General features: G+C 33.9%; 9 protein-coding genes and 4 pseudogenes. 9 read left to right on the top strand and 4 right to left on the bottom strand.

Annotation, left to right across the window (positions count from 1 at the left end):
• Positions 1-5: 5 nt before the first annotated feature.
• Positions 6-458: pseudogene (locus ACLBWW_RS18830) on the top strand (N-acetylmuramoyl-L-alanine amidase C-terminal domain-containing protein); the annotation flags it as partial.
• A gap of 69 nt (positions 459-527) precedes the next feature.
• Here ACLBWW_RS18830 and ACLBWW_RS18825 read toward each other — a convergent pair.
• Positions 528-883 (bottom strand): annotated as a pseudogene (locus ACLBWW_RS18825) (SMI1/KNR4 family protein).
• Positions 884-915: 32 nt separating this feature from the next.
• A pseudogene (locus ACLBWW_RS18820) lies at positions 916-1,278 on the bottom strand (hypothetical protein); the annotation flags it as partial.
• A gap of 179 nt (positions 1,279-1,457) precedes the next feature.
• On the opposite strand from ACLBWW_RS18820, the pseudogene ACLBWW_RS18815 reads away from it, so the two are divergent.
• Positions 1,458-1,984 (top strand): annotated as a pseudogene (locus tag ACLBWW_RS18815) (replication-relaxation family protein).
• A gap of 230 nt (positions 1,985-2,214) precedes the next feature.
• Here ACLBWW_RS18815 and ACLBWW_RS18810 read toward each other — a convergent pair.
• Positions 2,215-3,135, bottom strand: a complete 921-nt coding sequence (locus ACLBWW_RS18810; RefSeq protein WP_098222194.1) for a CPBP family intramembrane glutamic endopeptidase — start codon at positions 3,133-3,135, stop codon at positions 2,215-2,217.
• Between the two features lie 386 nt (positions 3,136-3,521).
• Positions 3,522-4,898, bottom strand: a complete 1,377-nt coding sequence (locus ACLBWW_RS18805; protein ID WP_098132799.1) for an alpha/beta hydrolase family protein — start codon at positions 4,896-4,898, stop codon at positions 3,522-3,524.
• A 411-nt stretch (positions 4,899-5,309) separates the two neighbouring features.
• On the opposite strand from ACLBWW_RS18805, the gene ACLBWW_RS18800 reads away from it, so the two are divergent.
• From ACLBWW_RS18800 to ACLBWW_RS18770, 7 genes are all read left to right on the top strand, one after another.
• Positions 5,310-5,438 carry a hypothetical protein gene (locus ACLBWW_RS18800; RefSeq protein ID WP_255256211.1) on the top strand — a complete coding sequence of 43 codons (129 nt, stop codon included), beginning with the start codon at positions 5,310-5,312 and terminating at the stop codon, positions 5,436-5,438.
• Between the two features lie 120 nt (positions 5,439-5,558).
• Positions 5,559-6,089, top strand: a complete 531-nt coding sequence (locus tag ACLBWW_RS18795) for a hypothetical protein (RefSeq protein ID WP_000800120.1) — start codon at positions 5,559-5,561, stop codon at positions 6,087-6,089.
• 147 nt (positions 6,090-6,236) lie between these two features.
• Complete coding sequence (locus ACLBWW_RS18790; RefSeq protein ID WP_001176329.1) at positions 6,237-6,512, top strand: hypothetical protein; 276 nt, start codon at positions 6,237-6,239, stop codon at positions 6,510-6,512.
• A 418-nt stretch (positions 6,513-6,930) separates the two neighbouring features.
• Complete coding sequence (locus tag ACLBWW_RS18785; RefSeq protein ID WP_048547111.1) at positions 6,931-7,167, top strand: hypothetical protein; 237 nt, start codon at positions 6,931-6,933, stop codon at positions 7,165-7,167.
• A gap of 35 nt (positions 7,168-7,202) precedes the next feature.
• The gene (locus tag ACLBWW_RS18780) at positions 7,203-7,370 is read left to right on the top strand and encodes a hypothetical protein (protein WP_447614179.1); all 168 of its coding nucleotides are present in this window, start codon (positions 7,203-7,205) and stop codon (positions 7,368-7,370) included.
• A gap of 190 nt (positions 7,371-7,560) precedes the next feature.
• On the top strand, positions 7,561-10,377 hold the full coding sequence (locus ACLBWW_RS18775) for an AAA domain-containing protein (RefSeq protein ID WP_098132798.1): 2,817 nt from the start codon (positions 7,561-7,563) through the stop codon (positions 10,375-10,377).
• Between the two features lie 442 nt (positions 10,378-10,819).
• Positions 10,820-14,290, top strand: a complete 3,471-nt coding sequence (locus tag ACLBWW_RS18770) for a chitobiase/beta-hexosaminidase C-terminal domain-containing protein (protein WP_098132796.1) — start codon at positions 10,820-10,822, stop codon at positions 14,288-14,290.
• Positions 14,291-14,305: the final 15 nt, after the last annotated feature.

Raw genomic sequence — 14,305 nt, 5'->3', positions numbered from 1 at the left:
TAGACAAATCGATGGAGGATATGAGAGCCGGCATATAAGCCTTTATCGATGAGTTATCCTATTTAGGTGCTAAGAAAGTTGGTTTATATGTCGGTAATAAGCCAGCATATCCTTGCGATTTTTGGCAGTACACGGAAACAGGAAATGTACCTGGTATCGGTAATTGTGATTTAAATCAATTGATAGGAGGCAAGCTGCTTTCTTGGTTTACTGGAGCAGTGCAAGAGCAAGAGCAAGTTCAAGCAACTAAACTAAATATCATCCAATCAGGAGCATTTTCAAGAGAGTATATTGAAGAGGTTATGGGAGCATTGACATCGTTAAAAATGACAGTTAAATTCATTTTACAACCTGATGGATTAGCATATTTTATTTCTGATCCAACTTCAGATGCTCAATTAAATGCGATGAAGGAGTACCTTGATCGTAGAGATTGGTGGTATGAGCATTTGAAGTAAAACAAAAGGATAGCTTAATCAAAAATAACAGCCGACTCAATATAAATGAGTCGGCTGTTATTTTTTTAACTATGACAACAATTCCTCTACTCCGACACCATCTATTAACAATGCTTTTAATGAAGGAGCTATTTTAATTGCTTCTTCAATATCTAAATCTCCAAAATCCACTGTATATAATCCGAATCCTTCTTTTTCATCTACATATAATAATGCTTTTCCGCCTTCATCATCACCGATTGCCAGTGAATTTGGTATATATTTTTGAATATCATGTGCTTCATTCATCTCTATGCAATCAGTAGGGCCCCAAATACGTATGTAAAGTTCATTTTGTACATTAATCTCTGCGTTTGTACAATTTTGGATTACTTCAAATAATCTAATGGTACATCTATTGATGAGAACTTTTGTAATTCTTGAATGGCCTCTTTACTCGTTGGTGATTCCTGAGCTTCTAATGTGAAGGCAAAGTTTCTGAAATGTTTTCTTTAGAGAATCCGGCGCGTTCAAAACCAGATACTAGATTTTTTAATTCATCTTGTAAAGTAGAGCTCCATTTTCCATTGCCTGAACTTAAACGCTCATCACGCCTTAGATTCTGTGCATTAGAAATAATGGTGTGAGGTAATCCTTTTCCGGTTTCAATAGTCACTGTTGGTGCGAGCTTTGGATCATATCCTTTTGTTTGAGGCCTTGTGTGTAACTCGATTTGGTATTTACCTTTATCTAAGTAAGTGTGATAATCTCGCCCACTTGCTTTTTTGGAAGGCATTGCTATAACATCATTAATTTCTTTATCTAGACTAAGATCTGAATTTTATGAAGGAAAACTTCACTGTACTGCAAGTGCCATATATCGATGACAAGGTCATGTGGGAACATCTAAAAGAATATGAGGTGGAAAAACAGAACATCCAGAGTCACATGAAAATTAACCGTCAGATGGCGATACTTGCGACGATTAGGAATTTGCAGTTTGCAACGAGAAGACATTTGATGAGTGTGCATAATATGGGTGGTATCCGAAACGCGAATCGTATTATGGGAGATTTAAAGCAATACGTGAGTAAAACGATGCAAGGTAAGGAGTACGTGTATTATCTCAATAAAGAAGGGCATGCCATGTTTGGTGATGACGGTAAGGTTGTTTCGAGAGGAAAGCTTGCGCATGCATTATTACGTAATGAAGCATGGTTACATTTATTCTGTCCGGACGATTGGCAGATTGAAACGGATATACGATATAAAAAGAATGAAGAAAGAAGATTGTCCCAGATGTAAAATTTCGCGATGAAGAAGGGATACTCCATGCAGTTGAGGTTGATCGTTCGCAGAAAATGAAAGTGAATGAAGAGAAGCTGAAAAAGTATGAAGAACTTACGCAAATTTATAAACAGAAGCATAACGGGAAAATGCCAGTGATTCATTTTTTTACTGTCACAAAATATAGGGAAAAGAAATTGGAAGAGTTAGCAGCTAAGTATGATGTATTTGTGAAGGTTTATTTGATTGCGAGTATATAAGGGCGAAATAAAAAATAACAGTCCTTCTAAGGTGACATATAGCATTACAACTCTTTAGAAAACAATTCTAGTTCATCAAAAATCGATAAGTTCATATCAAAAACGCCATCCTTTCCTATGGTTCTACAGAAAGAATAGCATTTTTTCATTTTATGGATACTAATTTACATTAGCTTTATAGCGATGTGGTGTTACCCAATTGCCATCAACCTATTTTATGGTTTTCGTTTCTAATTACGTATATTTTCATTGTTACTGAATCCTATCACATTAGTAATTTGTCTATATCCAAGGCTGCCTCGTGTGAAAATAAGAATAAGCAAAGCAACAATGCCCAATCCTATCCCTACAAATAAATCTGAATTCTTTAAAACAGGGTTGGTGGTATTAGTTTGTACCAAGCTAAACGTATTTACACTCGCATGAACTAGCATGACAATAAATAAGTTACCGCGATTGCAGTTATAGACCCAAGTGAGAATGATTGAAATGGGCAAACACATCAAAATGAAAATTGGTAAATGAATATATAGGATAGAAAGGTTAGAACCTGGTCCGCCCTTTTGTGCAACAGTTAAGAAATGCGGAAGATGCCAAAAAGCCCATAGGACGGCAAGTAGTAATGTTGCTTTTAACGCTCCAAACTTCAATTGTAACCGAGGGAGAGCGAAACCACGCCATCCGATTTCCTCAGGTAAAGGTCCACCGAAAAAGAAAGTAACTACAAAAGAGATGAGATAGGTTATAAAAAACCTAGAAGTAAGGTCATCGAAAGTAGGTATCCCTCTATTTAAAATCACCATACCCAGAAACATTGCAGCAGGGATAACAATGAGAGTAAATAAGTACCACTTCAAACCGACTTTAGTAGATATGATGCTTTTTCTAACTTTTTTCCATGAATCTTTTCCTTCAAGAGTTCGAATCATGATATATGCTGCTAACATAGGGCCTACAAATGCATTGGCAACAAAGAAAATATCAAACGCTTTTGTTTTAGGTAAAATCCCCCATTGGGATAAGATAAATGGAATTAATACAACCCACGAAAATAAATATGCCATTACAAAGAATGAAGTTAACGGATAGGATTCCAAATACCTTCTCAGACCTGATGATGAGTTTTTTGATTTTGTTAAATACTCCAACATAATCCCCCCTTCAATTATAAAGTACTGCGATATATTCTAATTCTATAAGTTTTCATAAAGAACCTTTTTGATGTGATAAAGTTAAGGTTTTTGTAAGAAAGAAGCGATACGTTACCAACGAAATGTAGAAATTTTTATAACAGTTTTCTTTATTTCTGTATCTATCTTGAGTTCATCTGGGGATAGCACCACATTGCTATCAAGTTAAAAAATCTGTTGTTCACCAAAACGATAAAAATAAACTTCATTGCTATAAAAGACTCTAATTTTTCGTTTTGGGGCAAATATTATATTAAATGATGTTGAAAATAATAGATATGTTTGAATCACTAGTTTCAAAAAAGCCTTGACGCAATGATGATTGCATGAAGGCTTTTGATGTTTTCTTATTTTTTTGTCTCATTGACCCATGTAATAATGTCCTGGATGACGTACTCGGGAACATTTGCAGGGATTTCGTACTCACTTGGAAGACTCAATTCCCCGTCCCCCTCCGTGAAGAAATGATTTAATTTCGGATATTCTTTGAACTGAACATTCCCGCGGTTTGAAAGTCCTTCCTGCCATTTTGTATAATCTTCTTTTACTGTTACTTGATAATCGCGTGCCCCTTGCAGAATCAGCAAAGGCTCTTTTCGTGATTTTGCCTCCTCAACTGGACGCCACCTAGTAACATCATACATAAAATGAGGAGACGGAAACGGAAAATTGTAGCCAGCTGGCGGATGGTCAGGATCGAAAGTAGGATCCAGGATAAAAGCGAACTGTCTTTTTAGTTCATCGATTACTTCCTTTGGCGCCCCAAGGTATTGACTCACATCAATGGCAGTGTCAGTCAAAGGGCGTGCAGGTGGTGCGAGTAAGATACTTCCTCGCACAAGTGAGGAAGGCGCTTTGCTCAGTATTCGCGGCATTGTGCCAGCTCCTTGGCTATGTCCGAGAATGAAAATATTATTTGGATCAATGCCTTCCTGCTGCGCTGCTGACTTTGCTGCATATATGGCATCATCTGTAGTGTCACGGTCTAACGTAACAGGTTCTGCACTCATCTTTAATGCATGTTCTAAGGTACGTTTTTCATAGCGTAACACTGCAATTCCGTTGGATGAAAGGCCCACCGCAAGGTCTCGTAAGATTTTTGTTCCCAAATAGGTAGCATCGCGATCATGGATGCCAGCACCATGAACAAGAACAACAACGGGTACCTTTTCACCAGGCTTATGTTTCGGAACTGTTAATGTGGCTGGTAATGGATAAGTAGAATTTCCAATGACGATTTCACGTTCTTGATACGAAGCAGGTTGGTCATATCTAGGATGCGGAATGTAAGATTCCTGGGGCGGCCTTTCTCCAACTTCATCTACTTTCCCGCCAGGTGTGAATTTAATGAGTAGCGGTATGGTAGTTCCTTCAATAGCTCCTGAAATTTCCACCGTCTGATGGACCAAGTTTCGTTCTTTTATTACAGGTGTTCCCATGATTTTTATCCCACTTTGTGTCCACCAGTTTTGTAATGTGTTTGCTGTAAACTTGGATTGAAAAGCAGCAGACGTCAACTGAAGTGCCTCTGCATACTTACCTTGCTGGAGATATTCAAAAAATAATGATGTCCGCTCCGTTAAAGAGATTTGTTTCTTTTCTGCAGATTTCTCCTCACGTGTATCTGCGTGAATAGCTGTTGTAAGCGGGAAAGATGAAACGCCTAAAGAAAAGAGTAGGGTAAAGGTAAGTACTGATTTTTGTATTTTCTTTTTTTTATTCATGTTTTAACCTCCAATATGTGATGGTAAAAAACAGGTATGGTAATTAGGGTTCTGGTGCAAAAACTTCAAAATATTTGCAAGTAATCTCCAAAACTTTGACATACTGATATTATTACTCTAAAAAACCGTAGATTTCTCTTTTTTTCACATGCATATTAACCCCAGAAACAACCTTTCTTCCTTCACTTTATATTTTAATTATAAGAAACAAAGCTCTCGTTTTTCTTACTTGATACTTACAAATTCCTTAAGTGTTAAAAATCTTAGCTTGATGGATATGTGGCGGTACCCCATGCCCATCAAGCTAAAATTTTATAGTACCCCCAGAACGAAATTTTGTACTAACTTGTAACAAAATGCTCATTTTTTTCGTTTTGAGGTATTTGTATTTCTTAGCTTGATGGTGATGGAGTGGTACCCCTACTAGAAAAATTGTCTCCGCGTGAACGTGAAGAACTTGAAAAATTTAAAAAAGAAGCAATGGAAGAACCACCGGATTTCTTTGAATATATTCAGTCTACCGAAAAAGATAATAAATGATACATAATACCTCCAACAGAATATTTATCAAATTGATAACATATGTATGTATTCCTTTCAATTTTTACAGAAATTGTAATAATATAAGTATATGCATATAGAAGGGGAGGCATAGATTCTATGAAAAATGTTAAGTTTTATGGGTTAATTCTAGCATTCATCTTGCTACTGGCAGCTTGTAGTAGTAATTCCTTTGAAGGTTATACATCAAAAGCTGATAAGAACATTAAGGATAAAAAGTATAGCGAAGCTATAAAGAATTATCAAGAGGCTTTGAAGTTGAAGGATGATAAGAAGATTAGAAGTAAGTTAGAACAAACCGAAAATTTAAAGAAAGCGCAAGATGCTTTTGATAAACATGAAATCGGGAAAGCTATGAATAATGTTCAAAAGGCAAAAAGTGAAGAAAATAATGAATTAACAAAGCAAGCCAATGCATTGCAGGATAAGATTCAACAAGAGTTTGTAGCTACATTTAGTAAGTTGAGCATGAATGATATTACTGGAGATGTAAAAGAAGCTCGTAAATCTTTAGATGATCTTAAAACTTGGATTCAACAATCTGACCTATTGAAATCTCAAAAAGATTTAGTTGATATGTTACCTAAAAAAGAAGCAAGTATTTCTAAATTAGAGGAAAGTAAAAAATAAAGAAAAGAGGTTGCCCAAAGGTAACTATTCAGCTACTTTTGGGACAACCTCTTCTTTTCGTTGTGTACTTTCAAGAAAATTTAGAATAAAATAAAAATACAGTCATCTACCTATTATTCACTAATGAAAAGAAAAGGGGGTAGCGAAATGCAACTGAAGTATGGGAAGCACATTAATATATTATCTATTGTTCTAACTTTGTTCTCTTTTTTAGCAATTGTAAGTTTCTCTACCTGGTTGAGTGAATATTCAATTCCCAACCTTTCTAATATGCTTAAGGTAACGATGTTGAGTGCATTTATTCTTGGAATTATAGGGTTTAGACAAGAGAAAAGCGCACTAGCGATTATAATTATGGGAATATGTGCCTTTGCTCTAGTCGTTCTATATATTTATGCAGTTATAAGTTTTCTTGAGCATTGAACACCATGAAAAAGAAACGAACATTTTTGTTCGTTTCTTTTTTTGAGGATGATTATTATAAAATAGCCTCTTCTAATGATTGAGTGCTGAATCCAAGAATTGATTTTTGAGTGTTATTTTCATGATCTTTTACAATGATATATGGAACGCCCTATACGTTAAAGGAATTATACTTTTCTTTTCCTTCTGGGGTATTAGGGGTACCACCACACATCCATCAACTTAAGATCTCATAATACCCTCAGAACGAAAAACTTGTACATTTTGCCCGCTTTTTATTGTTTTGGGGTAACTCATTCTTTTTAGCTTGATGGGCATGGGGTGGTACCACATGCCCATCAAGTTAACATGTTATAGTGCTACTAGAACAAAACAAATATAGGTATCTTGGTATTTAAAAATGAATGGAGTGAAACATATGTATTGGAAAAAGGATAGAGATTTTCCACCAATGAAGTTTGAATTGGGGGAAAAAGTATCGTTTAAATTTGGAAATCAGATTCTCATAGGAACAATTGATATTAGAGATTTTGGCGGTTCAATTGAACACCACTATCATTCTTATGATATTCTTGTCAAAAAAGAAAACATGTTATACAAACACATTCCAGAGCGTGATGTTTTCAAACTTACACATTCGGAAAATATCCACTAGGACAAATAATTCACTACAACCGCAGCAAATTATTTTTGGGAAAAGATAAAGAAAAAATCATGATTCCTACCGAACAATATGATGGTATTCTTTGGTTAGAAAAGACTTCGCCTTCTAATTTGAAGCAAAAAAGAGCATTTTTACTGCATAAGGATGATCTTTTTCCTGTCATGATGGTGCGTAAACAACATTCCATTGGATAAATTTAAATACTAACAATCAAACAATGTATTCATTATAGGGAGAATACCACATCTCTATAGATTGTGAAATTATTACAAATAAAAAACTAGTGTTAGCCCCTTATAGGGGGGATTAGAAATAATGTGACTATATTCCGAAAAAATTGGTATAATTTAGGTGGAAATATATTTTTAACAAAGGAGATTAATAATGAGAGGTTTAAAGAAAGTATTTTCTTTAATTTTTAATAGTAAAAAGAAAGAAATTAAGAATAACACCCATAAAGAACTAGCCTCAAAAATAATGAACTATTTTATTGAACTAGAACATTTTAACTTTATGAATTGTGATAAAGAATCATTAAGCCTTTTTAATTTAAAAAATTATTTTCATAGAGAACCTACTATTGATTACTTTGACTTTATAAGGCCTAATGGTTCACCTCAAAATTATATGCAAATATTTCTACAAAAAAAGAGAGAAAGTGCAAAAGGTAAGTATTTAATGGATGCAAAAGCATCGTTATTCTATTTACCTGTTGCAAAAGAAGAAGTTCTAAGATACTTTTCTAATGAATTTGATAAGAAAATTAGTTTTACTGATCTTCAAGGATTCCCCAATAGTTTTCTTATTCATATTCAATTAGATCATATGCTTAAGCCAATAAAGGATACAACGATAGAATCCAGTGTAGTAGTTAGTCCTATAATTAAGTATTTTCTCCGACCTGGAAAAAGTTTGAAAGAATTAGAGGTGGATTTAATAAGTACAATAACGTCAGTAATCGAAAGTGGGAAGTATAGTAAAATAAGTAATGATTTAGAGTTTGCTGAGTCTGAAGAACACATAGAATTGGCTAGGGCTATAAAATTTATACATGTTAGATATAAAAACTGGTTAGAACTTTCTCGAAACATTCAAAGCACTTTGAAATCATACATAAAACATAGCCACTTCGATAAAGAGGGGGTTTTCCGATTTTCTAGTGATAAGAATTACGAGAAGAATATTCGACTTACATACAAAGAATATGTTGGAGTAAATAGTTTCTATATTGAAGATTTAAAGGAAGTAAAATATAACATTAAGCATGAAAAGATAGGTAAAGCATTAAAGACATATTTAGCCTTAGATAACTGGGAAACATTAAAAAATTCAGGAGAAAGAGTAGACTTTTTTGATAATAAGAGTGTTAGTGAAATAAAAAGGATTTTACGAAACATCCCAAAAACGAGATGGCCTTCAGGTTTTCCTCTAGGACTTATGCAGCAGGTAGCTTTAAATCTTATAATTGAAAATTCAAAGGAAAAAGAGGGTTTTATTTTTTCTGTAAACGGTCCTCCCGGTACTGGTAAAACTACATTATTAAAAGATGTGTTTGCAAATATTATTTTTGAAAAAATTAAGTTTTTAAAGGAAACACAGGACTTATTTACAAAAATACAATTTTCTGAGGGACAAGAGGATTATTATTATTCTTTTCATTCAAAGCTTAAAGAATACCGTATTTTAGTAACATCAAATAATAATGCTGCTGTTGAAAATATAAGTATGGATTTGCCTAAAGATGAGGACTTAATGAAAAACAATTACAAGTTTTTAGGATATAGTAAGGTTGAAAGTCGCTGGGGGAAAATATCAGCCGCAATGGGGAAATCAGCAAATATAAAGGAATATTTTCAAAATATTTCAGATGAGCTTAATGATCTGTGCAATATACATGAAAATGCTGAGTATTCCTTTGATAGTTTAGAAAAACAGATATCAAGTATGATTAAAACCGCGCAAGTAATAGATGAATTTGATGATATAGATGACGAAAAATGGCAATCATCAAAAAAACAATTTGTTAATATTGATGGTGATGATGAAGATAATCGTATTAATTGTGTTCGGAGTAAGCTATTCAAAACAATGATGGAAGAATATTGTACTTTCCTAATTAAAAACCAGGACAAAATAGAAAAAAATTTAACTTTAGCAAAGGTCTATTTTTTAGGAGGGAAAGAAAAAACAAATCTTGATTCCCAAATTAATGAAAAGCAAAGGGAAGAATTCATTCAAGCAATGTTTGATACCATATTCCTACTTACACCTATAATTTCTTCAACATTTGCTTCTGTTTCAAGATTTTTAAGGGATTTGAAAACGGAAGATATTGGTTGGCTGTTTATTGATGAGGCAGGTCAAGCTACACCACAATCTGCAATTGGAGCCATTTGGCGTGCTAGAAATGTTGTGGTGGTAGGTGATCCATTACAAATACCTCCGGTTGTAACGTTGAGTGATGATCAACTCAAATTAATAGCAAACGAAAGTGCTGGAATTACGAGTGAAAGCTCATTTTTCCATCATTTAACTAGAAGTGAAGTAAGTGTACAAGAATTTGCTGATCTTAATAACAAATTTGGTGGAACAATGAGTGACTCCAAAAATAACACAAAGTGGTTGGGCTCACCGCTTCGTGTTCATAGACGTTGTGACAGCCCCATGTTTGAGATATGTAATAAAACAACATACCAAGACAAAATGTTACATGCGACTAAGAACAAAGATATGGTACAGGATCCAATGTACATGAGTCAATGGTTGAATATTGGAGGAAGAACTACAGGTTCAGGAAATCACTACATTTCAGAGCAAGGAAAAAAAGCAATTGAGATCGCCAATAAGTTTACGCAAAATAATCCAGGGAAAGATTGCTATATTATTTCGCCTTTTGTAAGTGTGGTTCAAAAGTTAAAACAGTTAAACAAAAATTCAGTAGAAAACAAAAAAATAGAAATCGGAACGGTTCATACTTTCCAAGGCAAGGAAGCTCCATTAGTTATTTTAGTTTTAGGAGTAGATGATCAGCGAACAGGACCGTTAGATTGGGCATCCAGCACTCCAAATCTATTAAACGTTGCAGCAAGCAGAGCAAAAAAATATTTTGTTGTAATTGGGAATTCAGATACTTGGGGGAAAAAGGAATATTTTGATAGAGCTTTTAAATATTTATCGAAAGAAACTGTAAAGATAGAATAAGGACGTTACCTTATTTTTTTCTATCTTGATTCTATTGAAGTTGCTAATTAATTTGGTATAAGAGATATAAAACTAAGAATCTTATAAAATAAAAAAGAGATGTAGAATAATCTACATCTTTTTTGTGTCTTACATTGCCACGTGGGTATTATTTCTTTATATGTTATTAGATGAGTTATTTTATGATTGGTAGATTAAGTGATATCTATTTTTCTAAATGTATCATATTATATATAATCAGTTAATTCGAAATATAATTTCACATAAGTTACCACAAGGTATATTATTTACATATAATACTAGATTTTAATTTGGAGGTGTTGTATATGAATTTTATTTCGAAATTAATTAACTAGGTTTAAGTTGTACGAATTTTGTTATTTGCCAAATTTTTAATCGGTATTCTTCAATGCAATACAATAAATTAGGGGTGAGAAGAATTATGAATAAAAGATGGTATACATTGTTGATTATATTTATATTATTACTATCTCAGTTAAGTTGGATACCGCAATTACAGGTGAAAGCCGGGCAGACTACAAATTCTGCCGCAATACATAAATTAATGCCGAAATATTTAGTTACTAATTTTAATTTCGATATGACTGCTGCTACTGTTACATTGGATAAAAATAATTTTTATGTTGCAGGTAATTTTAGAACAGGAAAAGATTTGGTAGGTGTAAAGTGGGAAACACAAGATAATTATAGTCATCCAGATTTGAAATACCCCACCAAACCTGACTTTAGCAACGTTACGCTAGAATATGATTATACTATTGAAGGTTTTACTAATTTAATGGATAGTGGGCTAGCGCCTAGTTTAACTATTGAAACAAATAGTGGAGAAGTTCATTACGTTCGTCTCTGGAACTATGTTACAAATCGCCCGAAAGAATCTTGGGAGATTGGAGCAACACGAGATTTAGGAAAAGAGATTATGTTCCCCGAAAATCGAAAAGAGGGAAATGCGAATGGTAACAAGGGACAGATTAAACTAGATTTTAATAACTTATATTCAGGTTGGACCCCATATACCTATGATATGAAGCAAGGCAAATATGTGCCAGACCCTAATTGGAGAAAGATTCCTGTTAATGATATAAAATCAATAATGTGGTCAGTAGTTCCCCAGGGCTATCAATCTTCGGGTGAAGGGAAAAAATTAGGGGAATCTAAGAAATTTAAAGTGCAATTTAATAATTGGAAAGTTTCCGGTAATACCTTTTTAATGAATGAGCCTCAAGGTCTTCCTAATCATAGCGTTCGAATGACAGATGATTACGACGATACATACAATTTAACACCAGAAAGAGTTGTAGGTGATTATAAAAAGTTAGGTTATAACAAACTAGTTAATTTTTATATAGGTGCCTCACATTATTATGATAAAAGTTTAACGGATTCAGGTGTTAAGATGGATACGGAATATCCGTTTAACCAAGGGTTTGAAGAATGGTATCGGAATTATGCCAAGCGTTTAAAAGAAAACAATATGGAGCTAATCCAATCTATTTCGATGGAATCGGTGGATGCTCCGGAATCATGGTGGCAACGGACGTGGAATAATGTACCAGGTACTACGGGTTGGACTCCTACACCACATCTTTTGAGTTTTACAAACGAAGAGGTCAAGGCATTTTATAAAAAGTATACGTTGGGGCTGGCAAAAATAGCAAGTGATGCAGGTCTTGTACCAATGGTTCAATTAGGAGAACCGTGGTGGTGGCATAAAGAAGATCTAGCAGGGAAGCCACCATGCTTTTACGATCAAGCCACTAAGGATTTATTTGAAAAAGAAAACGGTTATCCAATGTATGAATTCCATGCATCTGATGAAGATATAACAGGACATGAGGAAATGCTAGAGTGGTTAAGTGATAAGAATGGTGAGTTTTCATTAATGTTACGAGATACATTAAAAAAATCCTATTCTAACGCTAAATTTACTGTTCTATTCTTTACTCCGTCAGTAATTGATAAAGATCGAGTACCGCTTATGATGTCTACGGTGAACTTTCCAAAGAGACAATGGAAATATCCAAACCTCGATTTTTTCATGATTGAAGATTATGATTATTTGATTGATGGTCATATGGATAAGCATAAAGAAACACTTACCTTTGCGCAAGAAAATTTAGGTTATCCAAGTGAGAAAATACATTATTTTTCAGGTTTTGTTTTAAATAAAGAACAAAGTCATGTTTGGACAAATATAAATGAAGCGATTAATGATGGTTTTAATCAAAAATTAGGAGAGGTATATATTTGGGCATATGCACAAGTAATACGTGATGGATGGAAAACGCCTAATTTATTAAGTGCCAATTACGCCTCTGGAATATATGGAAATTCAATAGATTTAAAATTTTCTTCAGAAAATGCAGATAAAATCATTTACACATTAGATGGGACTGAGCCATCTTCTAATCACGGTTCTACTTATATGGGAGCTGTGAAGATCAACTCTAATACGAAAGTCAAAGCAATTGCCCTAAAAGGGGATAAAATATTAAATCGAGCGACTCTGAATTATACAATTACAAATCAGATGTCACTTAAAAATCTTCAACCGGTCGATATTAGTGAGAATCAAAGTTCAAAAGACTTTTCTTTTACACCTGATAAAACAGGGGTATATAGATTCTTCACTATGCCTTATAAAGGAAAAGAACAAGGAACAGGGAATGAGTTGAAATTATATCAAGGCGATCAGCAACTTGATAGTAATATAGATTCTAATGGACCTTATGGTGAACATTATGCGAAGGTTGAGTATAAGCTACAAGCAGGGACAACGTATCGTTTAAACTTATCAAATCCTTCAGGAAACAATACGTTAAAAACAACATTGATGGTAGAAAACGATTTTAACGGAACGAAACAAACAGCAGAAACTACAAGCTGGGATAAAATAAAGGATCATAGTTTAACGTCGCTTTATGATGTTGATTATTATAAAGTGACTCTTACGTCGTTGAATGAACAAAAATTAAACTTAACTAATAATGCCGCAACTATAGAAAATGAAAATGGTGATATTGTTAAAACGATGTTTCCTGGGAATGCATCAAATAGTTTTAAAGTCACTAAACCGGGAACATATTATATTAGACTTTGGAACAATAATAACATGAATACAGATCCAGATTTAATGAAGAAATTAAATCAACTAAACAAGGATACCAATACAGATACAGTATTAGAAATGCAACGAAATCTTCAAAAAATGAAATTTTACTTTGGAGATTTAACTGGATTTTATAATTCTGATTTTTATATGTCACTTATTTCTTATAAAAAAGTGTTGAACAAATGGGATTCAGGAGTTGCAATTAGTGGTCAACTCTTAACAGAGGATGCTAATATTGATGACCGTATTCGTTATTATGCGAAACGGGATGTTGATTTGGGGAGAGATGCTGAGGGTGGTATCTACGAAACCCTATTTGCCGGTGATCTAGTGATATTACAAGCACTTCCAGTTCCTGGGGAGTCGGTATTAATGTTAGGATTAACTAAAATTGGCGGTTCTTTTGTACTCAAAGAAATCCCTGCCTTAAGTAAATTGGGAAAACTAACATATGATAAAAATAAACGCTCTTGGTTATCGTCAGGCGGATTAGAATATACACAAGGTAGTGCACATGGTAATCGGGTTAAGCATGTATTAGATCATACTAAACCGAATCCTAATAAAACTACACACAGTGTATTTAATACTGGAAAAACTAACGTACTTGAATTATTAGATCAGGCATGGCTAAAAAAAGGGTCTCCACTTCCAAACGATCCATCAGCCTATATTATTCCTATGGGTAAAGTAGTAGGAACAGAGGGAGAAACAGCTATTAGATTAGTAGTGCAACGTGGAACTAATAAAGTAATCACGGCATATCCGGTTAAACCATAAATGAAAAAGGATACT

It is taken from the genome of Bacillus sp. M5A3_1b (assembly GCF_053345335.1).
Note: the sequence above shows the minus strand (reverse complement) of the source record. Positions and strands in the feature narration are given on the sequence as shown.

What these genes read in the sequence shown, in the direction of transcription:
- ACLBWW_RS18795 (WP_000800120.1), top strand. Translation starts at nt 5,559, where the DNA reads ATGAAAAATGTTAAGTTTTATGGGTTAATTCTAGCATTCATCTTGCTA.
- ACLBWW_RS18775 (WP_098132798.1), top strand. Translation starts at nt 7,561, where the DNA reads ATGAGAGGTTTAAAGAAAGTATTTTCTTTAATTTTTAATAGTAAAAAG.
- ACLBWW_RS18810 (WP_098222194.1), bottom strand. Translation starts at nt 3,135, where the DNA reads ATGTTGGAGTATTTAACAAAATCAAAAAACTCATCATCAGGTCTGAGA.
- ACLBWW_RS18785 (WP_048547111.1), top strand. Translation starts at nt 6,931, where the DNA reads ATGTATTGGAAAAAGGATAGAGATTTTCCACCAATGAAGTTTGAATTG.
- ACLBWW_RS18770 (WP_098132796.1), top strand. Translation starts at nt 10,820, where the DNA reads ATGAATAAAAGATGGTATACATTGTTGATTATATTTATATTATTACTA.
- ACLBWW_RS18790 (WP_001176329.1), top strand. Translation starts at nt 6,237, where the DNA reads ATGCAACTGAAGTATGGGAAGCACATTAATATATTATCTATTGTTCTA.
- ACLBWW_RS18805 (WP_098132799.1), bottom strand. Translation starts at nt 4,898, where the DNA reads ATGAATAAAAAAAAGAAAATACAAAAATCAGTACTTACCTTTACCCTA.